The sequence below is a fragment of the Sphingomonas pollutisoli genome (assembly GCF_029167165.1).
Classification (GTDB): Bacteria; Pseudomonadota; Alphaproteobacteria; order Sphingomonadales; family Sphingomonadaceae; genus Sphingomonas; species Sphingomonas pollutisoli.
In genome coordinates this window covers 48,554-71,598 of the sequence record NZ_JARFNJ010000006.1, presented here as the reverse complement: position 1 = coordinate 71,598, position 23,045 = coordinate 48,554, and the positions used below count along the sequence as shown (strand labels likewise).

Here is a 23,045-nt window from a genome sequence, read left to right as displayed (position 1 = left end):
TCTCACAGCCCGAAGGGATAGGTTTCGGGAGCGCCCGCCGGGCGTTCGGGGCCGAGCGGTGTGACCGCCGTCGTTTGCTCGAACCACACCCACGCGTCGAACTGCTCGGCGAGCACCGCCCGGAAATAGTGGCTCGTGAGCTCCGTTTCCGGCCGATAGATCACGCCGATGGCGCGCTCAAGCAGCGGTTCTCGCAGAAGCGCGGCGAGGTGTTTGCGGTCGCTCGAGCGCCAGTCGGTCAGCGTGCGCGACAAGCCGGTTTGGCGGAACGCATGCTCGTAGCTGTCGCGGCGCGCCGGGCGCACCATCTTGATCTCCATCGCGCCGCCCCAGTCGCTCGCCGCCGCGACCGTGCCGGTATCCGTACCGAAGCCGATGAGCATGGCCTCATCGCCGTGCGCCATTCGGCAGAGCTCGCCGATGTTGAACTCGCCTCCCCATCCCATGGCGGTGGCGGCCGCGTTACCGACATGGCTGTTGTGCGCCCAGACCACCGCCTTGGCGTTGTCGCCGCGATGCGCGAGCAGCGCCTGCAAGGTGCCGAACATGTGTCTGTCACGCAGATTCCAGCTTTCTGCGGTGCCGCGATACATGGCGCGATAATAGCGCTCCGCGGCACGCACGATGCGCGCGTTCTGCACCGCGTCGAACCACGCTTCTCCATCAGGCGCTTGCAGCAGCGCGACCCGGCGATCGAGCAGCTCGCGCAGTTGCGCTACCGCGCCGTCCTCGCAAGCGTCGCCGCCGTGTAGCACGGCGCGGCCATAGCCCGCCGGATCCTCCTGCCACGGCGTCAGGCAGGCGTAGCGGGCGCGCGCCGCGGCCACCCTCTCCGGCGCGACGGCTTGCAGGTAGGCGATGACCGCGTGAATCGACTCGCCGAGGCTATAGACGTCGAGGCCATGGAACGAGGCGCGCTCGCCGTCCGGTAGGGCGGCGTTGCGGCCGCGCAGCCAGTCCGCGAACGCCAGAACCTCGGCGTTCCGCCACATCCAGGTCGGGAAGCGCACGAACGGATCGCCGAGCCTCGGACGCGGCGCCTGATGGCGAACATAGTCGTCGATGCGGGCCGCATCCGGCCAGTCGGCCTCCACCGCGACGATTGAGAAGCCGTGGCGCTCGATCAGGCGGCGCGTGATCGCCGCACGCGCGCGGTAGAATTCCGAGGTGCCGTGCGTCGCCTCGCCCAGCAGCAGCACGCGCACATCTGCGAAGCGATCGAAATAGGCGCCGAACTCGTCGGCGCGATCGGGGTCCGGCAGGTTCTCCGCATTGCGGCGGAGCGCCTCCACGAGTCCTTCTGGAACCTCTCCCGAAATTTGCCGCGCGAGAGAAACCTGTTCGTTCATGGCGCCACCATTCCCAACGCCTCACCGCAAAGTGGAGGTTGATAGGAGCGATTCTCCCGCATCGGCGCGGCATGGTCTTTAGGGAAGATTACGGATCTCGGCAGGGGGCCATGCTGCTGGTGGCCTGCCATGACCGTCGGATGAACACCGACGCTAACGTATCAGCGACCTGATAATGGGGAGCAGGTCAACTGCCATCCGATACGTGAAGGTCTATAGGCCGCTCGGGCCGGCGGGCTCGCCTGGTCCCGGCCTGCGTCGCCCTGCCGCCGCCGGCCCGGTGCGTCGGGGGCGACGATCGTCACGCGATCCAACGCTTCGGGGATCAGCGCGAGGTTCTGGATCGCCGCCAAACCCCATTGTGCGGCGGCGTTGGTAGAAACACCCGGCCATTCAAGCACCCCGTCGACACGATGCCGTGGATCCGAAGTCCATGTCCCGAGCCCGGCATCGCCGGAAAGAAACTCGTCCGCTGCGCGCGCGGCGAGCGTCGTGTCTTTCTCCTCGAACGCGGCATAAGCGGTCAGCCGGGAGTGCCCCTCGCGCAGGTTGCGCGGGCCGAAGGGCGGCCCGAATTTGGCGAGGTAGGCGGCCTGCGGCGCATTGTACCACCGACAATACACCAGCCACGCGGCGCGGTAGCGCGGCACGTCCAATAGGCGGATCAGTTCCGCACTCACCTCCACCGCGCCAAATACGGCATTGAGATGCGACAACTGGATGCCGCGCCCCTGATCGAGGAAGCGTCCGCTTGCCATGTCGAAGGGGGCGCTCCCGGTCATCCAGCCTTTGGGCAGGCGCCCGATGCTATCCAGCCCGGCGATCACGCGATCCCGCCACCGCACGTCGCCGGTCCGCTCCCATTCGGTCAGCCAGGCGGCGGCGAGCGGGCACCAGGTGGTGCCGAACGTCATCTCGATCGTGCCCGCCGGCAGCGTGGGTTTCTTCGCCGCGCTCGGCACCTTGCGGCCGATTTCGACCGTGGTGAGCGTCTGGTCGGACGTGATCAAGTCGTAAAGCAGGTCGCCCACGCGCTCGTCGGCGGTGAGATAGTAGAACGGTCGGCGATAGCTCGCGTTGCTGACGCGCGGCTGTTTCGAACTGTCGCTCCAATGCTGCACGCCGTGGCGCGTGCCTAACCCCTTGAAGCGGCCGCTGTGATAGACATCGACCTCGCCGGTATGGCGCGTCATCGCCTCGGCGAAACGCCACGTCTTGGCGTCACCGGTGCGCAGCACCTGATACCATAGCCACAAGTCCGGCGAGAGTTCGCTATTGTCCCACGCAAACCCGCCGATGTCGTAGCGCCAGCGGTGGCGATCGCTGTCATAGGTGTGCATCACATCGCCGTGGTTCCAGAAACCATACCAGGCGCGGCGATCGACTTCGCCGGCGTAGAAATCGACGAGGTTGCTCAATTGATTCTCGATCGCCGCGCGGTTTGGCGTCGAACGATCGGGGAGGCCCCAGTCGCCAAACACCTGCGCGGCATGGAGCTGCTCGGGCGCGACCATCAGTTGCGGCGGCTCGGCCTGCATCTTGGCCATCCCCTGAAGGATCGCGGTGTCGGGCGTGGCCGGGAACGCCCAGAGCATCAGCTCGCTGGTACGCGCGATCCCCGCCGCGTCGTCCCAGCCGGGCTCATAATCTTCATAGGTGACCGACAGGCCTTCGTTCTGCGCGTCGTAACGCTCCATGCCCATCGTACCGTGATAGGGCCGCATATCCATCGCCGCCGCCTCGGGCGACCATAGCCACGCCGTCAGCGCGGCTTCGTCGCCGGTCGCGCCATCGATATGGAGGGCGCTTGGATGCCGCTGCCAGAAATAGCGCACGCCCAGCGCCGCTCCGCCCTGGGGCGAGCCGACATAGGCAAGCCCGGGCGCGCGATGCCCTTGATCGACATTGATCCAGCCGTAATCGGGCGCGGTCCGCTTGGTGATCGTCCAGCCGTTGGCGGTCGGCTGATCGAGCCGGAAGTCGCCCCAGGCGGGGATACGCTCGAGCGTCGAGCGGACCGCCTTGGCCATCGTGTCGAGCGGCGGCACCGCGCGCCCCGCGACCTGCGCCGCCTTGAACGCCGTTCCGGGATCACGCCGCAGCCCGGTCAAAGGGCGCACGCCCTCGGCGAAGACCTGCGCGTCGGTGACAAAGCGCACATGCCGGTCGTAGAGCGCGGCGTCTTTCACAGGCACGCTCGCCCGGACGCCAAGCGCCGAGACAAAGTCCTTCGACGCGTTTCCGTCGAACACCACACTATGTACCATCCGCAGACCGGCGGACCCGGTGTAGGCATAGAGCCGGACGACGAATGGCAACCAGCGACGCTCGCCTGAGTAATGCGCGCCTTCAATTTTCACGACCGCGCGAACTGGTCCGGTTTGTTCGACCGTCACCCGGTTGATCCGCCCTGAAAACGGCAGGTCCGCGCCGTGCAGCGGCTCGGTTCGTGCGGCACCGATGAGGGTCACCGGGCCGAGCACCGTCCGCCCGGAGATGCTCGCCTGCTGTACCAGCGCCGCGCCCGATGTGCCGATGCGCCATTGCAGATCGCCGACCGTGATCGTCACAGCATCCGCGCTTTCGGTGACGCGGACCGGCCGGGCCGGCACCGCAGGGCGACCGCGCGTGACGATCAGGCCATCCGGCGCGATGTCGGCGGGGATAGCGTGGGCGCTCCACTTGATCGAGCCGTCGGGCCAACTAGCCGTGATCCAGAACTGCGATGGCACCGGCTTGCCGTCGCGCGTCGTTACGGTCAGCAGGGTGCCACGCTTGATCGCACCGCGTGGCCAGGCGACGCCGAACGTCTGCCCCGCCTGCATCACCGGCGCCACGCCATCGATCCAGCGCACCGGCGCAGGCTGGAATGCCGCGACCGGGGCCGCGCGTAACCGGGCCGGCAGTACCGCAGCGGCACTTCCCAGCGCCGCCTTGAGCGTCTCGCGGCGATTCAGCATGTCTCGGTCTCCATCAAAGATGCGTCACGGACACACGCCGGATGCGCAGGTGGCTCCACGTGGTGCGCAGTCCCCAATGGCCGCGTGTGTACGGGCGGGCGTCGTCGAGCGTGAACAGCCGTTGCCCGTCCCGTTCGACCGCCACCGTGTGACCGTCGGCGATCAGCGCGATGCGCGTCCAGCGATTGGGAACCAGTAAGTCGGCGGGTCCGGCTCTGTCATGTTCGGGCAGGAGCGGGCGGTTGCCCGGCACACCCATATAGCGGCGAAACCGCGTCGTCGTGTTCCGGTTGCCGCCGATTCCGACATAATACGCCCGCAGGTCGTCATAAGCGGCGAACACACCCGAACGCCGCTTGGACAGCACCGACGATCCGTCGTTGTTGGTTGCCATCCAGAAGGCGTTGAGGTCGCTCACCGTGTCATTGGCGCCGCCAGCGGAGATCGCCATTGCCTCGAAGGTAATCGTCGTCGGCGCGATGATCGGCTTCGTCCACCACAAGGTGAGTCCCTTGGGCGTGTCGATGTCGATGATACCACCGCGTTCGGTGATCTCCGCATCGGCCGATTCGGCCTCGATCCGCCAATCGGTGAGCGGCGCCTGTGCCGCGGTCGGCGCGGCGATGCTGGCGAGGACCACTCCGATGCTCATGACCTCTCCTCGCTTCTAGCGTTCGCGCCAGCATAGGACGGCGCGCGTCGCTTTGCCAAGACGGTCCCGAAATATATGTGCAAGTTCCATATTATGGTGTTGTGCAGTAGACTCCCCCTCGCGAGCGTAGTGTCGGTCGGACTATTTCGCCGTCCCGGACGCGGTCAGGCTGCCCGGAAAATAGCCGAGGTGCGGCGGCTGGTTATATGCCGTGTCCTGCCAGGCCACCCTGGCGCGATAGACCGGATCTTGCATCAGCGTCACCAAACGATGCGTGGTCGGATAGGGCGTGACATAGATCCGCAATTCCCGATTGTCGGCGGTGCGCCAAACCACTTCCTCGCGCCAGTCACCCAGAAGATCCGCCTGCAACGCGGGGTTCGCCTTGGTGCCGTTGTTCGACATCAGCCCCGCAGGAGCGAGCAGCGGGACGGTGGTGGCGGTCTTCCAGTCCCATTTGCTGATGGAACCCGATCGAGAGTGTTATGCCATAGAAAAAGCTGACTTTTTCAGCAATTTCCGGCGATACCTCAAACAATACCCCTTTCTCCGTATGGTACTGGTTGGGAAGGCTTTCCAACGACTCAACCCGAATGCCACCCCCCTCGTCCTTCTGTCAGGGACTGGTGGCGTCTACCGCATACCCGTAGGCCCCCTAAGGTGGAGCCACGACACCAAGATATCCGAGCGATAAGACGTATCCCATCCAACGGCTGGAATTTTGAGCGGCCTGCGGCATCGGCGCGAACACAGACTGTGCCGCGCCGGGCCGGCGAGCAGCCTGCCACCGAGTGAACTTGTCGTAAGCAAAACGGCCTTACTCTGCCATACTGCGATGGATTGGGTTTTCACCGATCCGCTATGGTGGTAAATGATCCTCGACCGTTCAAAAGAGCGGCAGGAGAGGTTGTATGGAACGGTTGGAGCCTGCTTTATGCCAGTGCGGTTTCCCGCTCCTTTGTTGCGCGAGCGGTAGCGCTATCTTCATCTGTGGACTGGCGCTACTCATCTTGGGCTAGAGTCTGCACGGATGTGCTTTGACTTGATGATCGCTGCAACGCGATAGATCAGGCCCTAGAAGCTGCGGTCGCTCGTGAACGTCTGCGCGCTGGGGGCGCGCGCGCCTGATGCCGACTTGCCACAAAGGCGGGTGGCAGTGAAAGCTAACCCTTTTTCAGCCCGTTGCGGCACATTCCCACAGTCGCCCAGCGACACCGTACCCAGCGTCGCACTGTACGGGTCGCGTCCTCTAGCCCGGACGCCAAGAACGTCCAGCCCTCGACGGGCGACAAGATCACGGATCAGGTTCTTGCCGCGCTCGATGCCGATTTCGCCAAGTTGCCCGCGAAGGCCGCGACACCCGCAAAATGAACTCGTTTGGCCCGCCGTTACGAAAACGGCGGGCCGGAATGATAGGCTTCTCGGGCGTCGGCAGCCCTCGGCTCGCCTTCATGAGCGATCCCGGCAGGCTCCGCGGGACGACCACCCGCGTGTCATCCGCGCTGAACGTAGGGACGAGCCACCGGGGTTCCGACGTGGTCGGGACGCTCGACCGCATCGCTGCGGTTCATGGCCGCCCCAAACGCATTCGCCTGGACAACGGCCCCAAGCTCATCTCGAGCAATCTCGATTTATGGGCCTACCAGCATGATGTGGTGCTGGGCTTCAGCCGTCCCGGCAAGCCCACGACAATGCGCCCGCCGAGGCGTTCAACGGCCGTGTGCGGGCCGAACGCCGCAACGCCTACTGGCTCTTGAGCTTGGACGACGCACAGGTAAAATCTGATGCGTGGCGGCGCGACTACAATGAGCATCGTCCGCGCGGCCCCTCCCCCAATGGAGCGCGCTTTTTCGTCACGGCAGGCCTACCCTGACGAAAAGAAAGCCGGTTTTCTCGTAAAGACCGGACCAGAGAGGGGGGTGAGGTCATTTCCGGATCGGTCAGTTTCGCGTGCCGCAAGATCGAAACTGTGAGAAACGGACAATCGAGCCGCAAGCTGTATCCGCCGAAATTCTACCGGCGGCAACGTCCCCAAACGTTAACGAAAATCCAAAGGCATATTGGCGAGCGGCCGTGCAAAACGACCACTGGACGAGGCGTACTTAGAAGGTGATAATCCGGCGGCGGCTACTACTTTCATCGAAGGTCTGCGCATGAAGACACATTCGCCGTGCTGAAGCGCCTGCTTCTGGGCGCCGTCGTCGCGATCGTCGTCGGCATAAGCGCGTTTTGCGTTTTCGCATGGCGGCCGGCGATCGCGGAGATCCCTCAGCCCGCCCGCGACAGCTTTGCCCCCGCGCTCGTCGCCCGAGGCGAAGTGCTGGCGAGCGCGGGATATTGCGCGTCTTGCCACACCGCCAAAGGCGGCAAGCCCTTCGCGGGCGGCTATCCGATGGCAACGCAGTTCGGCACGATCTATTCGACCAACATCACGCCCGATCCCGAGACCGGGATCGGCAAATGGTCCGAGCCGGCGTTCCGGCGGGCGATGCACGAGGGCGTCTCGCGCAACGGCGCCCACCTGTTCCCGGCGTTTCCGTACGACCATTTCACCAAGCTGACCGACGCCGATGTCGCGGCGCTCTATGCCTATTTCATGACGCGGACGCCTGTGCGCCAGGACGCCAGCGACAACACCGTCCCCTTTCCCTTGAACATCCGCTTGTTGCAGGCGGGGTGGAAATTCCTGTTCTTCACCCCCGGCCGCTTCCGCGCCGAACCGGCGCAAAGCGCGGCGTGGAACCGCGGCGCGTATTTGGCCGAGGGGCTCAGCCACTGTGGTGCTTGCCACACGCCGCGCGGCATGCTCGGCGCCGAGATCAAGAGCCGCGCTTTCGCCGGCGCCCCGATCGACGGCTGGATCGCACCGCCGCTCGACAAGACCAACCCCTCGCCGGTGCCGTGGACGCAGGCCGAACTCGTTGCGTATCTGAGCACCGGCATTAGCCGATACCACGGTACTGCGGCCGGACCGATGGGCGCCGTGCCGCGCGGTCTTTCGCATCTGCCGGCGGCTGATGTCGGCGCGATCGCCACCTATTTCGCCAGCCGCAACGGATCGGCAGGCCATGACAGGCGGGGTGAGGCCGCGATCGCCAAGGCGATGGCGGCGGACAAGGTCGGCACTGGCCTGACCTACGATCCCGCCGCGCGCCTCTATACGAGCGCGTGCGCGTCGTGCCACTATAACGGTCGGCAGTTGAACCCGTTACGCCCTGATCTGGCGCTCAACAGTGCCGTGAATTTGGATGATCCGACCAACCTGATCCGCGTCATTCTGTACGGGGTGAGCGCACGGGACGGTGCGCCGGGCGTGGTCATGCCAGGGTTCGCGCGCGGCTTCACAGACGCGGACGTCGCCCGAATCGCCGCCTATCTGCGCGCCACGCGGACCGGCAAGCCGGCGTGGTCCGATCTCGAGACCAAAGTTGCCACCATCCGCGCGCAGGGCCAGGGCCAATGACCAGTTTCACCATCAACGGCCGCGCGGTGACCACCGACGTGGAGGATGACACCCCGCTACTTTGGGTGATCCGGGACGCGATCGGCCTGACCGGCACCAAATTCGGCTGCGGGATCGGCATGTGTGGCGCTTGCACCGTCCATGTCGGCGGTCGCGCTACGCGATCGTGCATCACCCCGCTCGCGGCGGTCGAGGGCGCCGCCGTAACCACCATCGAGGGCCTCGACCCAGCCTCGAACCATCCGCTGCAGCGGGCGTGGCGCGAGTTGCAAGTGCCGCAATGCGGCTACTGCCAATCGGGCCAGATCATGCAGGCCGCAGCGATGCTACAGGATTTCCCCGCGCCCAGCGACGCGGAAATCGACGCGGTGATGACCGGCAGCCTGTGCCGCTGCATGACCTACGTTCGCATCCGTGCGGCGATCAAGCAGGCAGCCGCCGAGATGGGATCGAAGGCATGACGCGTCTCCTTGGTCCTGGCGACGCTGCGTCGCCGTTCAGTCGCCGCGGCTTCCTGGTGGCGAGCGGTGCGGCGGGGCTCGCCTTCGGCTTCTCGCGCGTGCTGGCGGCGATCGATCCGGCGGTTCCCGGCGGCGTGCCCGCCCCCGCCACCAGCCCGCTCTTCGAACCGACGATCTGGTTCGGAATCGATGCGGCCGGGATCGTCACCGTCAACATCATCCGCGCAGAGATGGGCCAGCATGTCGGCACCGCGCTCGCGCGCATCCTCGCCGACGAGCTCGAGGCGGACTGGGACAAGGTCCGCATCGTTCACGTCGATAGCGATCCCAAATGGGGCCTGATGGTTACCGGGGGAAGCTGGTCGGTGTGGCAGACCTTCCCCGTGTTCAGCCAGGCGGGTGCCGCGGGGCGGATCGCGCTGATCGAAGCCGGCGCCAAATTGATGGGCGCCAATCCGGCCCATTGCACCGCGAAGGGCGGCGCGGTTCATTTCGGCGGCCGCTCGGTGACCTATGGCGACATCGCCAGAACCGGCGCGGTGGCGCGGCAGTTCACCCCCGACGAGCTCAAGGCGCTACCGATCAAGCCGGTCAAGGACCGCCGCCTGATCGGGCGCGAAACGCACGGCCTCGACATCGACGCCAAGACCAATGGCACCGCGATCTACGGCATCGACGCGACGCTGCCGGGCATGGTCTATGCCCGCCCCAAGCTGCCACCGACCCGCAACGGCTCCAAGGTTGTCTCGGTCGATGACGGCGCCGCCAAGACGGTGAAGGGGTATCTGCGCTATCTGGTGCTCGAGGATCCATCGGACACAGTACCCGGGTGGGTGATGGTGATCGCCACCTCCTATTACGCCGCGATCAAGGCGACCGACTTGCTCCAAGTCGTCTGGACCCCCGGCCCCGGCGCGGACGTGACCGAACAGACGCTTCAGGACCATGCCCGCGCGCTGGTCGCCAAGGCCGATGGCGGCATCCAGCTCGACATCGCCGACGATGACAGCACGCCCGATTTCCGCGCCGCCGCCGCGACCACAATCGAGCAGATCTACACCACCGCGACCGTTCTCCATTTCCAGCTCGAGCCGCTCAACGCGCTCGCCTTCGAAAAGGACGGCGTGTTCGAGATTCATACGGGCAATCAGTGGCAGAGCCTGATTCTGCCGACGCTCGCCAAGGCGCTGGCCGTGCCCGAGACCAAGGTGGTGTTACGAAGCTATCTGCTCGGCGGCGGCTTCGGCCGGCGACTCAACGGCGATTATACGATCCCCGCCGCGCTTGCCACCAAGGCGCTGGGCCGTCCGGTGAAGATGATCCTCACCCGCGAAGATGACGTGCGTTTCGATTCGGTGCGCTCGCCCTCGGTGCAGCGCCTGCGCATGCGTTTCGACGGCGGCGGCCAGATCCAGGCGATGGAGCATCACGCCTGCGCGGGCTGGCCGACGCAGGTGATCGCCGGCCCCACGCTGCTCGCCAAGACCAAGAAGGGCGGCCAGTATGATCCGTTCGCGATCTCAGGTGCGGACCATTGGTACGACGTCGGCCACCAGAGTGTGCGCGCGGTCGCCAACGATCTCGCCAACACCACCTTCCGCCCCGGCTGGCTGCGCTCGGTTGGGCCGGGCTGGACAAACTGGGCGCTGGAGAGTTTCATCGACGAGGCGGCGCACCACACCAAGTCCGATCCGGTGGCGTTTCGCCTGAAGCTGCTCACCGGCAAGGGGCGTAACGCTGGCTCCGCGCCGAACGCGGTCGGCGGCGCGCTCCGCCAGGCCGAGGTGGTGCGCCGCGTCGCCGAAAAAGCCGGCTGGGGGAGCAAACGTCCGGCCGACACCGGGCTCGGCATCGCCACCAGCTTCGGACAGGAGCGCGACATGCCGACCTGGGTAGCGTGCGCTGCGCAGGTCCATGTCGACCGCGCCACGGGCATCGTTCGCGTCGAGAAGCTGACGCTGGTGGTGGACGCGGGCACGATCGTGGATCCGGACGGCGCGCTGGCGCAGGTTCAGGGCGGTGCGCTGTGGGGCCTCAGCATGGCGCTGCACGAAGGCACCGAATTCGTCGCGGGCCAGGTAAAGGACACCAATCTCAACACCTACAACCCGCTGCGCATTGCCGACACGCCAGACATCGACGTCAGTTTCGTCGAGAGCGAGAACGTTCCGGTCGGGTTGGGCGAACCCGCCACCACGGTCGTCGCCCCTGCGATCGGAAATGCGATCTACGCCGCGATCGGAGTGAGGTTGCGCCATATCCCGATTTCGCCCGCAGCAGTCCTGTCGGGATTGAACGCGAAGTAAAGTGATTATGCCGATACGGATTCCACGTCGATCGGCCTGACACGAAGCGACTGTCTCCAAAGGCCAACTCGTAGGCGTTCGATCAAGGGAGGGAAAAGATGAACCGCTTCGTGCTGATGCCGCTTGCAATGATGGCGACTGTTTTCTCGTCGCCGGCTGTGTCGGCACCGGCGCAGATCGGGCCGGCGGAAACTTCGATACGTGTGGGCAACTCCACCGTCATCGCGTTACGGGACATGCTGAACATCGTCCCGAATGACGGCTCGGTGTTCGGGAAGGACGTCGGTTCGAAGCAGGTGGCCGCTGCGCTCTCGGAAGCCGGGGCGCCGACGGACAGGATCACGCTCGGCGTCGATGCCCTCCTCGTGCGACAGTCCGGACGAAACGTGCTGATCGACACGGGCCTGGGCCCGAAGGCCGGCGGGGCCTTGATGGCGAGCCTCGCCAAAGCCGGGATAAAACCGGACGCGGTCAGCGATATACTCATCACCCATTCGCACGGCGATCACGTCGGTGGCCTAGTGACCGCTACGGGAGCCCGCGCATTTCCAAAAGCGGCCATCCACATGTCCGCGACGGAATGGTCGTGGATGCAACAGAAGGGAGATCCGGCGCTTGTGGCCGCGATCTCGGCGCGGGTGAAGACCTTCCAGATAGGTGCCACGGTGTTTCCGGGCATCGTCGCGGTCGGGATACCCGGGCACACACCGGGTCATGTCGGTTTCCAGATCGGGACGGGTGGCAGCCACCTCTTGGACATCGGTGACTTGGCGCACAGCGCGATCCTATCGCTCGGTCATCCCGCGTGGATCATCGGCTACGATACGGACGGACTCGCGGGGCGGAAAAGTCGCGAAGCTTGGCTCGCGCGACTTGCCGCCAGCGGCGAACGCGTATTCGCCCCGCACTTCCCCTTTCCAGGCATCGGAAGGATCAAGCGGCAGGGTGGCGCGTATGCGTGGCAACCCGACGTCCGGGGAATTGACTGAAGGTTGAGCTCTTTTCTGCCGGACATGATTGGAAGAAAGTGAGAGCGTTCGGGTATGAGGCGCCGCGCCAAGTTGAAGCGATGTGCGCGGTGCCTTGCCGTTAAACCTGCCGATGCGGATGCCAGTGGTCTGCGCAGCATGACGTTCTTCCGCTTTCAACATAGGCGGCGGTTTCCCAGAATTGATGAGAATGCCCGTCGCGCGCGGGGAGTTCGCGGTTGCGAACGGAGCTATGCGCGGGAGCGGCGAAAGGCGCCATCAAGTCTTCGGGCGTGTGGACATAGCCGTTGGCGATCACCTTGCGAACCGCCGCGGCATCCTCGATCCGCGTCAGGGGGTCGCCTTCGACCAGCACGAGATCGGCGAGCATGCCGGGCGCGATCCGACCGATCGGCTCGGCAAGGAACGCGCCGGCGTTGCTGGTCGCGGTCTTCAGCGCATCGACCGGTGCAATGCCGAACTTGACCATACCGCGCAGATTGAGGTGGAGGCTGATTGCGACCAAGTCGATCGGCGCGTCGGTGCCTGAGATCACGCTTCCGCCGAGTGCCATGGTCTGCTGAATCTGCGCCACCTGGCGGCGTAGCGAGGTGAGGAACGTGTTCGGATCGCCATCGCGCATGGCGGCGACGCGCTGCATCAATTTGGCATATTCCCACGGCGGAAACAGCGTCTTGATGCGGGCGTCGCGCGCCAGCCCGTCATCCTCGCGCAGCAGCACGCTCGCCACGAACAGCGTCGGTGTGCGGCCGGCGTGCGCGGCCGCAAACAGCCCGTTGACGTCCTGATAGCCGCCGCCGTCGGTGGTGATGGTGCGCGAATAGCCATAACGGTTGGTCGCGCCGAGATGCTCCATGCCGTCCATGCCGCTGAGCAGGGCCGGATAATGGTAATGCGAGCTGAGGTGCATGCCCACCGCATGCGCTTGCTCGACGACCTCCTTCTGGACATCGTGGCGCAGCCGCACATAGGTCTTGACCATGTCGTAATCGAGCGCCTTCGCGCGCGACAGCTCGAGCGCCATCTGCCCCGGCTCGGTGACGGGCCGCATGAAGTTATAGTAGATGCGCGATCCGTCGATCGCCTCGCCGGTCGCGAAATGGCGCGCGGCGATGCGCTTGCCGCTCTGAATCGCCTCGCGATCCTCGACCATGTGATAGGCGGGCGCGCCCGGGCTGCGCGTCGCGGTGACGCCCATCGCGAGCCAGATCCTGCCCATGCGGTCGCCGTAATTATAGCCCTGCATCTGGCGGTGCGTGTGCATGTCGATGAGCCCCGGCATCAGCGTGAACCCAGCCCCATCTTCGACCTTTGCGTTGACGTCGCTTGCGCTGCCTGCAGCGGCGATGGCGGCGATGCGATTGCCGTCGAGGATGATGTCGGCAGGCCCGGAATAGCCGGCGCTGTTGCCATCCCAATACCGCGCAACGCGCAGGATCGTTCGATCCTTCGGCTTGGCGTTTGCCCAGGTCAGCCGACACGGGACCGTGACGGCCGCGCCGCCGGTGACGGGCACGATCTTCAACGCGCCGTTGCTGAGATACAGCAGATGACGCGAGTCACCGCTCCAGCTCGGCGCGTCTGTCACGTCGCCCGTGATCCGCTTCGGTATTCCGGCAAAGCTGCCGTCGGCGTTCACAGCGACCGTCCACAGGGTGCTGGCGAAGACATAGGCCATCGTCTTGCCGTCCGGCGACCACACCGGCCCGTCGAGACCGCGCACGCCCAACGACTTGCCCGGCGCGACCGGCGTGTAGCGCCCCTTCCCGGTCGCGACATCGACGGTCAGGATTTGCGAATGGCCCTCGCGGTAGCGCGCGCTAACGGGTTTGAACGCGGCATAGGCGATGGTCAGTCCATCGGGGCCGAAACTTGGTCGGCCGGGTTCCCACAGCGCGTTGAAAACCTTGCGCACAGCACCGCTCGCCACATCGACGGTGTGCAGCGCGCCGTCCTGATCGAGGAAAGCGATCGTCTTGCCGTCTTGCGACCAGCTTGGCGATACCGCGCCTTGATTGGGCAGGTTGGTGAGTTGCCGCTCCGCACCGCTCGCCATATCGCGCAACCAGATGTCGAGCGTACCGCCGCGATCGCAGGCATAGGCCAGCCATTTGCCATCGGGCGACCAGGCGGGGTCCACCTTGTACCAGGGGTCCGCGACCAGCGGTTTGGGCACGCCGCCGATGGTCAGCACATACAGATCGTTGAGCGCGCCGAAAACGATCTGCCGCCCGTCCGGGGAGAGTTGCGGACCGACGATGCCGACGACCGGCTTGGGCGTGGTACTGTCGAAATCGCGCGTCTTCTTCTTGTAGGCGGGGGTCGCGACCGGCACCGCGCATTTGATCGCGACGACGCTCCTGCCGCCCGCCGACCAGCGCCGGATCTTGCCGCCCGATCCGTACAGGAAGTCCTTGCCGATCCACGCCGGGCGGAACGGGTAAAGATCTTCGCCGACGATCACGTCCTTGCCATCCACGACGAGCGTGACCCCCTTGCTGTCTATCCGGGTGAAGGCGATCCGCCCGTCGGGCGCGAAGCTCGGCGCGTGCAGTTCGGACGCGTGAAATCGGTCGGTCGAGATCGGAACCGACGCGACCATCTGCGCCGCGCCGCCGCCGATGTCCGCCATCATCAGCCGGGTGCCGTCCGCGATATAGGCGAGGCGCTGGCCATCGGGCGACCAGCACGGTTCCGAATCCTGCGATGTTCCGGTCGAGAACGGCGTCACGGCTCCGCTTGCCACATCGAGCAGGTAGATCGCATAGCGGCCGCCGGCGCGGTCACTGGAAAAGGCGATGGTCTTGCCATCGGGCGACCAGCGCGGCTCGCGGTCATCGCAACTGCCATCGGTATGCTGGACGAGCGCGCCGCCGGCGGCCGGCACGGTCCAGATGTGGAAGTTGCCGGTGCGGTAGGACTGGAAGGCGATGCGCCCGCCATCGGGCGACCAGTCGGGCTGGCCGAGATCGTCATAGGCGCCGGTGAGCTTGGTCGGCACGCCGCCGGTAATCGGCACGGTCCACAATATGCCGAGCAGGTCGAAGGCGAGATGGCTGCCATCGGGCGAGAGGGCGAGCGCGACGTTGGTCGCGTCTTCGACCACCACCGTCTTGATCGCGGCCGGGGCCGCCCCGCCAGCGCCGCCGGCCGCGCTGACAGCAGCGCCGGCGATCAACGCCCCCGCGCTGCCGGCCGCCAAGGTTTCGCGGCGCGTCAGCCCGCCGCGCGAATGCCTGTCCGTCATGTGCTTACTCCGCGCGTCAGAAGCTGAGGTTGATCTTGCCGTAGTAGAAGCCGCCGCTGAACCCGTAGGGCGAATAGGCATTGTAGAGCGCGAAGCCGGTATTGCCCTGGTTCACCGCCGACAGCTTGCTCGGGTAGATATTGAACAGATTGTTCGCTCCCGCCGACAGCTTGATGCCCGTGGTCAGCTGGTAGCCGAGTTCGAGGTCGAACAGCGTCTTCGGCTTGACCGTATCGTCGTGGTAAATGCCGTCCGCCGCCCGCGCCGCCGCGACCTGCGTCACCTCGCCGTAGCGCGTCGCGCGCACGTTGGCCGACACTGCGCCGAGCGTCCAATAGAGATTGACGATCTCCTTGTTGCGCGGGGTACCCTTGGTGAAATCGCCCTGGCGCGCGCGGTCGATCAGTGACAGCCCCTTCGCGGCCAGCACGGGCGGCACGTCCAGCCGGGTGAATTTGGTCTTGTTGACGTTGCCCGACACGGTCAGCACCACCTTGCCGAAATCGCCCAGATCTTTGCGGTAGGTGGCGACGACATCCAGCCCGCGCGTGCGCGTGCTTGCCGCGTTGGAAAAGAAGAAACCGCTCTGCACGGGATTGAGCCCGGCGGCGTTGAGGATCGTCGCGACCGGGTTCAACGTCCCGTTGGCGGCGATCGCGCCGGTCAGCGTGCCCGACAGCAAAATACGATTGTCGATCTCGATCTGATAGGCGTCTATCGTGAAGTTGAGGGCGTTGACGGGTGTCAGCACCAGACCCGCCGAATAATTGGTCGATTTCTCGGGCTTGAGCGGCTGAGCGCCGAGCGCGCGCGCGACGGGATCGTCGACGGGCAGCGCTCGCACGGGCGCCAGCACCGTCGTGGTCGCACCGGGCAGCAGCACGCCGATCGTCGATGACGAGGAATAATGTTGCTGTTGCAGCGTGGGCGCGCGGAAACCCGTGCTGATCGTGCCGCGCACGGCGATGCCGCGCACCGGCTCGATCCGCGCGGAGACCTTGTAATTGTTGGTGGTGCCGAAATCCGAATAGGCTTCGTGCCGGCCCGACGCCGATACCTCCAGCCAGCGCGCGATCTTCTGGCTGAGATCGAGATAGATGCTCTTGTTGTTGCGTCCGAACGAACCTGCCGCCGATGGCGGGAAACCGGTGACACCCTGCGATCCGGCCTGACGGATGACGCCGGCATTGGGCTGGCCCGCAGGGGTGCGATAGCCGCCGTCGATATAGGACGGCACGTCACCCGCGCCGATCTCATAGGTATCCTCGCGATATTCGGCACCCACCGCGATCTTCAGCGGTTCGACGAAGCCAAGGTCCACGCGCTTGGTAAGGTCGAGATTGGTCGTCCATTCGGTGCCGATCACCTTACCGATATAGAAGGTGCTCGGACTCGCCGGCCCGAGCGAGGCGTTGAGCGCGGTCGTTTCGACGTAGCGCACCTTGTCATATCCGTAGCTGGTGCCCAGGTCGAAATGAACACCAAGCGGCCCCTCGCCCCGCACACCGCCTGAGACCTGATAATCCTCGTCGTGGATGCGGAGGTGCGGGATATAGCCGTTGGGATAAATCTCGGGGATGTTGTTGGTCGCATTGGGATTGCGGAAGGTGAGGAAGGCGTCGGCCTCGCGCTTGGAACCGGTAGCGAATACATACGCCTCCACGGCACCGCTGCCGATTGTCTGGGCGAGATCGGCCGAACCGTTGATGCCGACGACCTGTGGCTGCCCCGGCTTGTTGACGCGCCGGTCGGCGGTCGCCTCGCGCGGATCGCCCGGGAAATAGAGTTGCGACAGGTTCGGCCCACCCCGGATCGTCCTACCCTGCATATAGCCATCGACGGAGAGGTGGATATGGCCGCCTGACGTGGTGATTCCCTTGTCCGCCTGGAATCGCCCGGTTTCACCACCGCCATCGCCATTCGCCCCGCCGATCACCGTCGCGGCACCCGAGGCGTCCTTCTTCAGGATGATGTTGACGACGCCCGCGATCGCGTCCGATCCATATTGCGCCGATGCACCGTCGCGCAGCACCTCGATATGGTCGATCGCATTTGCGGGGATGAGATCCAAATCTGGCGGCGACTGTCCGTTCTGGGTCGTACCGTTGATGAACAAGGTCGCGGTGTTGTGTCGCCGCTTGCCGTTGACAAGGACCAGTACCTGATCGCCCGCCAGCCCGCGCAGCGACAGTGTCTTCACCGCGAAACTCGCGCCCGAACCGCTGCTCGAAACGCTGATCGACGGGACAAGCGTGCCGAGTAGGTCGCGAACCGATTGCTTTCCCGAAGTTTGGAGATCGGCCTTGCTCACCACGTCGATCGGCGCGAGGCTCTGCGCGACGGTGCGGTTGGTCTGGCGCGTGCCCGTGACAATGACGTCGGTTGGCGAGGCTTCCTCCGGCGTGGGCTCGCTCGGGGGTGGCGCAGCGGCGGGTATCGCCACCGCATCGCGCGTGAAGCCCGCCGGTCGCAGCCCGGCCTTACCGTGCGTCGCAATGGTGAATGTGCGGTCCTTCGCGTAGGCGAGTTGCAAGGGCGTGCCGTCGATCAACCGAGACAGCGCCTCGCTGGTGGAGAACCAGCCGCGCACCGATCGCGTCTCGTACCGGCTCGCCTCATCATAGGGGAACAGGATGCGCATCGACGATTGCCTGGACAGCGACAGCAGCGCGGCGTTGAGGCCCTGCGCCGGTATGTCGAAATGATGTTTTTCCGAAAGCGCCTCGGACGGGTTCAGCGCGAAAGCCGGCGCCGCGACCAACGCGGCGGACGTATAGAGCATGGGCAGCATCAAACGCATTGGCAGTTCCCCCTTAGCCACAGCGGACGATCTTCGTCTCACGCGCTACAACGGAACTGGCAGGCGAAACCCGCCATGCGAATGTAACAGAAAGTTCAGATTCCGGGCGCGGCGCGCAGTGAGCGGGGACGGCTGTTAGGTCGTCTGATCCGCATACATCAGCAGCACGGAGCCGCTGTCTTCTTCTGCCGAATGCACCGGCAAAGTCTGCTCCAACGCCTGCAGGAAGTCCGACGATTCATCGGTGCGGAAGCGACCGCCAATGCGCAGCCCGGCAATCCGCGAGTCGCCGATCAGGATCGGCGCGGCGCGGTATCGGTTGAACTCGGCGACCGCCTCGCCGACGGTCTCGCCGTTCAACAGGATCATACGCTCCCGCCACGCGATGCGCTTGGCGATGGCGCTTTCGTCCATTTTGCCGACTGCGACCGTCCGTGGCTGGATTACGGCCGATTCCCCCGCCGGTATCCGTCGCATTACCCCCTCCGCCGTCCGTACGCCGACGATACCGTGGGTCACGGTCAGCTCGACGATCGCACCGCGTAGGCGGATGTTGAACGCGGTGCCGATCGCCCGCACGACACCGCCCGGCACCGCCACATCGAACGGCCTTTTGGCGTCATGGGCGACGTCGAAATACGCCTCGCCGCGGACCAGCGAAAGCTGCCGGCGAGCCGCCGACAAGGCGACCTCGACCTGACTATCGGTGTTGAGGTGAACGCGCGATCCGTCCGCCAGCGCCACGTCGCGCGCCTCGCCGATCGCGGTGCTGTAGCGTGTCGCTCGTGCCAGCCACACGAACACCGGAGCGCCGAAGACCGCAGCCGCCGCTGCTACGGACGCGCCGGCAACAAGACGCCGCCGTGTAACGCCACGTGCCAGTTGGATGGATGGTGGCCGGAGCGAAGCCTGTGTCGAAAAGTCCTGTCCCTTCAGCCGTTCGCCCGCGTCCCACGCCACTTCCGCTTGCGCATAGGCGACGGCATGTCGCGGGTCGCACTCGATCCAGTCGGCGATGGCCTGGCGCGCGGCAGGGTCGAGGTCACCTAAGGACGCGGCGAGATAGGCCGCGGCCTGTGTCTCGATCGCGTCCCGCGTCTGCCCTTCGCTCCTGTTCAACCGGGCCATTCCCTTGCTGTGACAATGCCGCCATAAACAAGCGGATCGCCCTGCCCAAATGTTTTTCAACCGTAGAAACGGATAGGCCCATCTGACCCGCTATTTCGGCCATGGATTTTTCGTGGATGCGGCGCGCGACGAATACACGGCGGCATTGGTCAGGCAGACTGTCTAGGATGTGTTGCACGCGGCGTAGTTCATCGCGCGCGCAAAGCTGCGCCTCGCTGTCCAGCCCGGAACGCAGCAGTTCGACCTCGCTGATCGTGTCGAAGGAGACGACCTTGTCACGGCGCGCCTGATCGATCACGAGATTGCGCGCGACGGTGAAAAGATAGGCGCGCCCGTGAGTCACCTCGCGCCAGTTGGGGTTTGCGTAAGCGCGGGCGAGAACCTCTGCGACCAGATCCTGATGCTCATGGTCGCCCTGAGTCAGCCGCCGTACCCGGGCGCTCAGCGCCGCCTGATGCGGTAGGATGGTGGTTTTGAACCAGTCGAGCTTCACGCGAACATGTTCCATCGACGACCCCGTATTACCGCGCTTCGGCCCACACGTTTTCTTTAGAAGAAACTTTCATGTCAATGCGGATTACCTATCTTATTTCGACCAACTCCTTGAGCTTGGCGTGCTCATCATCGAGCTGCCGCAACCCCGAACCTACGAAGTTTCAAGAAAAGCCCTGACGCATCAGAACCACCCATGAGAAGAAAATCATGGAAAAGCCCGCGAAAACAAGCTTTTCCTATATCTCACGGACGCCATGATCGGGAGAGATGGTGGGCCCGGCAGGACTCGAACCCGCAACCTAGCCGTTATGAGCGGCCAGCTCTAACCATTGAGCTACAGGCCCCACCGATCGCCCCCGTTAGCGGATAGGGGCGCGCGGTGGCAAGGCGTGGCGCACGCGGCGGCCGCGATCAGCGCGTCGAGCGAGGCGGCGCGGATGCCGCGCCGGTCGAGATCGGCGAGCACCGCCCGCCACCAACGATGAAAGCACGCGAGATCGGCGGCGTCGCGCACATAAGGCGTATGGCCGGGCGCGAGCGAGGGCGAGTGGAACGCGAAGTTGAGCACGCGCACGCCCTCGCCGACCGCGACCGCGATCGCCTCCAGCGCGTCGGCAAGCGGCATGTCCTCGGGCGTGAGCGCGACGCGGGCGAGGAAGCCAAGCCGCGCCGCCAGTCCGCGCGCTTTGGGCACCCGGCCGAGCGCGTCGTACAGTCGCGCGCCGCCCCACCGCAGCCGGCCGGTGAAAACCGTCGTCAGCGGCAATTCGACGATCGCCTTGTCCGGCCCGCAGCGGAACGCGGCATTGCCGATCGCGCCGAAATCCGGGCCGCCGTCGGCGTCGTAGCGATACCGCGCGCGCATCGAGCTATCGAGCCGGTAGCCGCGCGCCGCGAGCAGCCGCAGCGTCGCCGGACCGATGCCATAGCGCCCGGCCCGATACGCCACCGGCCGCCGCCCGAACGCGGCTTCGATCGCGGCGCCCAGCGCATCGAGCTTCGCCGCCTCGGTCGCCTCGCGCAGATTGCCTGCATAGCTGTTCGCCGGGGTCAGCGCCTCGTCGAACGGTGGGTTGACCCAGGCGTGCAATTGCGTACCCACCGCCGAGACGCCGTCCGCCAGCAGGCCCCGCAGGATATCTCCCGCCCGCGCATCGGTCGCGATCGGATGATCGACCATATAGGTGAGCGGCACGCCCTGATCGGCGAAGCGGCGGTGCGCCTCGGGCAGCGCCGTCACCGCTTCAAGCGAATGGCCGGTGCGCGCGAGCGGCGCGGTCCAGTCGAACCCCTCCTCGGTATCGACGAACACGGTGAAGCGCGTGCCGAAACCGTCCGGCCACGCGACCAGATCGGCGGGGGTCGGCGGTTCCGGCCGGAATCCGGGCGGGTGCGCGCGCGCCACGATCTAGCTGGAAAAAGCCTGTTCCATTCCGGCGCTTACGACGGCGGGCAACCGCAAAGTCAAGACCGCGTCGCCAAGCGTCAGCGATCCACCGAGTTCGCCCGCCAGATTGCGCGCCAGCCGCAGCGCGAAGCCGGTGCCGAGCAACGGCGCGCCCGCCTGTTCGGCTTCGGTCTCGGCGTCGATCCGCAACAGCCCGTCGGCCGGATAGGCCACGAGCGCGCGCGGGCGATCGAACACGATCACCGCCTGCGCATCCTCGATCCGTGCGGTTACGCCGATCCGCTCACCCGCCTGCGCCGAGGCGAGCAGCGTGGCGAACAGCCGTCCGATCAGCCGCTCGACCGCGCGGTCGTCCCCGGCGATGACGAGGTCGGGTGCGGCGCGGCAATCGATCGTCGCCGAGCGCAGATCGGCGAGCGGCGCGAGATCGCCGACGATCCGCGCCAGCAGCGGCGCGAGCGGCACCGCATCCTGCCGCAGATCGAGCGCGCGCGTGTCGATCCGCGCGGCCATGTCGATATCGTCGATCGCGCCGAGCAGCGCATGCACCTGATCGCGGATCGCACCGGCGCGCCCGCGATAGACCGGCGGCACCGGCCCGAGCATCTCGGATTCGATCATCTCGGCGAAACCGGCGATCGCGTTCGCGGGCGTGCGCAGTTCGTGGACGAGCTGGCGCAGCGCGTCCGGCCCGGCGCGGCCACGGTCCCGCGACAGTTCGGCGCTTTCCTCCACGCGCGGCCGCCGCGCCGAGCCGCGATAGCCGGTGAAACGCCCGCTCGCCCGGTCGAACACCGGCATCGCGCTGATCCGCCATTGACCAGCCGCGTCCGACGTGCCTGCGACCACGAGCCGCGCGTTGGCGAATCCCGACCGCCGCCGGAACGCGCCCGATGCGACCCCGTCGATCGCCGCGCCCTCGCCGATCTGGTCGAGCGACAGCCCGATCAGCGGCGCGCGCGAGACGCCCTCGACCCAGCGGATCGTGCCGCTCGCGTCGGTCTCGAACTGGAAGGCGCGCGCGTCGATCGTCGGCAGATCGAACATTTCGGCCTGGGCCGGCGCGCCATTCTCATCGCGCTCGCGGTGGAAGGCGTCGAGCCGCGCGACCAGATCGGCGATCTCGAAGGTGCCGTCGGCGGTGGGCGCGGGCGGCGCATTGTGCTGGCGCAGCGCCTCGGCGACGACCGGCAGGCCGTGCGCGATGCTGGCGATCGACGCGAACGAGGTTTCGCGCGCCGGCTCAGGCTCGGCCACCGCCTCGGGGTCGGGCGCGCGCGCGACCAGCACCGGCTTGCGCGGCGTCTCGACCGTCGCGAGCGCCTCGGGCGAGGCGTCGAGCACGAAGTCGACGCTGCCGAACGCTTCGAGCGCGCGCGTCACGCCGACGGGCAGATCGCGGCGATGACGCAGCACCGAGCGCGCGACCGAGGACAAGCCCGGCAGCAGCGCGATCCACGCATGCTCGTCAAGCCGCGCCGCGCGCAGCACCGGCGCGGCGACAGCGGCGTCGTCCTCGGCGAACAGGCGCACCAGTGCGGCCGGCGGTTCGGCGGCGGCGAGCGCCCGCGCGCTGGCGGCACGCACCGTCACGGGCACCGCGTCGCGCAGCACGCGCAGCCGCGCCATCGTCTCCGGCCCGGCCCCGGCGCGGCCCCGCCCGATCAGATCGACGAGCTGCCGCCATGCCGATTGCGCGCCGAACGGCGTCGACATGTCGGCCGAAAGCACCGTTTCGAGACTGTCGTCGAACCGCAAGCGGCAAACATCCTTTGATCTCGGCTTGC

16 protein-coding genes and 1 tRNA gene are annotated in these 23,045 nt (G+C 66.1%); 6 read left to right on the top strand and 11 right to left on the bottom strand.

Annotated features, from left to right (window positions below):
• Positions 1-2: 2 nt before the first annotated feature.
• The 4 genes from PX554_RS14280 to PX554_RS14265 form a co-directional block, all read right to left on the bottom strand.
• Entirely contained in the window at positions 3-1,349 is a 1,347-nt protein-coding gene (locus PX554_RS14280) for an erythromycin esterase family protein (protein WP_275502797.1), read from the bottom strand.
• Positions 1,350-1,510: 161 nt separating this feature from the next.
• The gene (locus PX554_RS14275; RefSeq protein ID WP_275502796.1) at positions 1,511-4,309 is read right to left on the bottom strand and encodes an exo-rhamnogalacturonan lyase family protein; all 2,799 of its coding nucleotides are present in this window, start codon (positions 4,307-4,309) and stop codon (positions 1,511-1,513) included.
• 13 nt (positions 4,310-4,322) lie between these two features.
• Positions 4,323-4,961 (bottom strand): DUF6250 domain-containing protein, encoded by a 639-nt coding sequence (locus PX554_RS14270; protein WP_275502795.1) that lies wholly within the window; start codon positions 4,959-4,961, stop codon positions 4,323-4,325.
• 141 nt (positions 4,962-5,102) lie between these two features.
• Positions 5,103-5,426: a rhamnogalacturonan lyase family protein gene (locus PX554_RS14265; protein WP_476712851.1), complete on the bottom strand. Its 324-nt coding sequence runs from the start codon at positions 5,424-5,426 to the stop codon at positions 5,103-5,105.
• Between the two features lie 986 nt (positions 5,427-6,412).
• Between PX554_RS14265 and PX554_RS14260 the strand changes: the two genes are divergently transcribed.
• From PX554_RS14260 to PX554_RS14240, 6 genes are all read left to right on the top strand, one after another.
• A complete protein-coding gene (locus PX554_RS14260) occupies positions 6,413-6,718 on the top strand; it encodes a hypothetical protein (protein ID WP_420833460.1) in 306 nt (101 codons plus the stop codon).
• Positions 6,682-6,834: an integrase core domain-containing protein gene (locus PX554_RS26675; protein WP_093224234.1), complete on the top strand. Its 153-nt coding sequence runs from the start codon at positions 6,682-6,684 to the stop codon at positions 6,832-6,834. Before PX554_RS14260 ends, PX554_RS26675 begins: the two co-directional genes overlap by 37 nt.
• Positions 6,835-7,131: 297 nt before the next feature.
• The gene (locus tag PX554_RS14255; RefSeq protein WP_275502793.1) at positions 7,132-8,424 is read left to right on the top strand and encodes a c-type cytochrome; all 1,293 of its coding nucleotides are present in this window, start codon (positions 7,132-7,134) and stop codon (positions 8,422-8,424) included.
• Positions 8,421-8,885 carry a (2Fe-2S)-binding protein gene (locus PX554_RS14250; protein ID WP_093221889.1) on the top strand — a complete coding sequence of 155 codons (465 nt, stop codon included), beginning with the start codon at positions 8,421-8,423 and terminating at the stop codon, positions 8,883-8,885. Before PX554_RS14255 ends, PX554_RS14250 begins: the two co-directional genes overlap by 4 nt.
• Positions 8,882-11,191: a xanthine dehydrogenase family protein molybdopterin-binding subunit gene (locus PX554_RS14245; protein ID WP_275502790.1), complete on the top strand. Its 2,310-nt coding sequence runs from the start codon at positions 8,882-8,884 to the stop codon at positions 11,189-11,191. The genes PX554_RS14250 and PX554_RS14245 overlap by 4 nt, the downstream gene beginning before the upstream one ends.
• A 98-nt stretch (positions 11,192-11,289) precedes the next feature.
• Positions 11,290-12,180 (top strand): MBL fold metallo-hydrolase, encoded by an 891-nt coding sequence (locus tag PX554_RS14240; RefSeq protein ID WP_275502786.1) that lies wholly within the window; start codon positions 11,290-11,292, stop codon positions 12,178-12,180.
• A 100-nt stretch (positions 12,181-12,280) separates the two neighbouring features.
• On the opposite strand, the gene PX554_RS14235 is transcribed toward PX554_RS14240, so the two are convergent.
• The 7 genes from PX554_RS14235 to PX554_RS14205 form a co-directional block, all read right to left on the bottom strand.
• Positions 12,281-15,427 carry an amidohydrolase family protein gene (locus tag PX554_RS14235; protein ID WP_275502784.1) on the bottom strand — a complete coding sequence of 1,049 codons (3,147 nt, stop codon included), beginning with the start codon at positions 15,425-15,427 and terminating at the stop codon, positions 12,281-12,283.
• 16 nt (positions 15,428-15,443) lie between these two features.
• Entirely contained in the window at positions 15,444-18,218 is a 2,775-nt protein-coding gene (locus tag PX554_RS14230; RefSeq protein WP_420833457.1) for a TonB-dependent receptor plug domain-containing protein, read from the bottom strand.
• Positions 18,219-18,362: 144 nt separating this feature from the next.
• Positions 18,363-19,346: a FecR family protein gene (locus PX554_RS14225; protein WP_275502779.1), complete on the bottom strand. Its 984-nt coding sequence runs from the start codon at positions 19,344-19,346 to the stop codon at positions 18,363-18,365.
• The gene (locus PX554_RS14220) at positions 19,270-19,863 is read right to left on the bottom strand and encodes an RNA polymerase sigma factor (RefSeq protein ID WP_275502777.1); all 594 of its coding nucleotides are present in this window, start codon (positions 19,861-19,863) and stop codon (positions 19,270-19,272) included. Before PX554_RS14220 ends, PX554_RS14225 begins: the two co-directional genes overlap by 77 nt.
• A gap of 255 nt (positions 19,864-20,118) precedes the next feature.
• A tRNA-Ile gene (locus PX554_RS14215) sits at positions 20,119-20,194 on the bottom strand.
• Positions 20,185-21,255: a polysaccharide deacetylase family protein gene (locus tag PX554_RS14210; RefSeq protein ID WP_275502775.1), complete on the bottom strand. Its 1,071-nt coding sequence runs from the start codon at positions 21,253-21,255 to the stop codon at positions 20,185-20,187. The genes PX554_RS14215 and PX554_RS14210 overlap by 10 nt, the downstream gene beginning before the upstream one ends.
• A gap of 3 nt (positions 21,256-21,258) precedes the next feature.
• Entirely contained in the window at positions 21,259-23,016 is a 1,758-nt protein-coding gene (locus PX554_RS14205) for a sensor histidine kinase (protein WP_338061595.1), read from the bottom strand.
• Positions 23,017-23,045 lie beyond the last annotated feature (29 nt).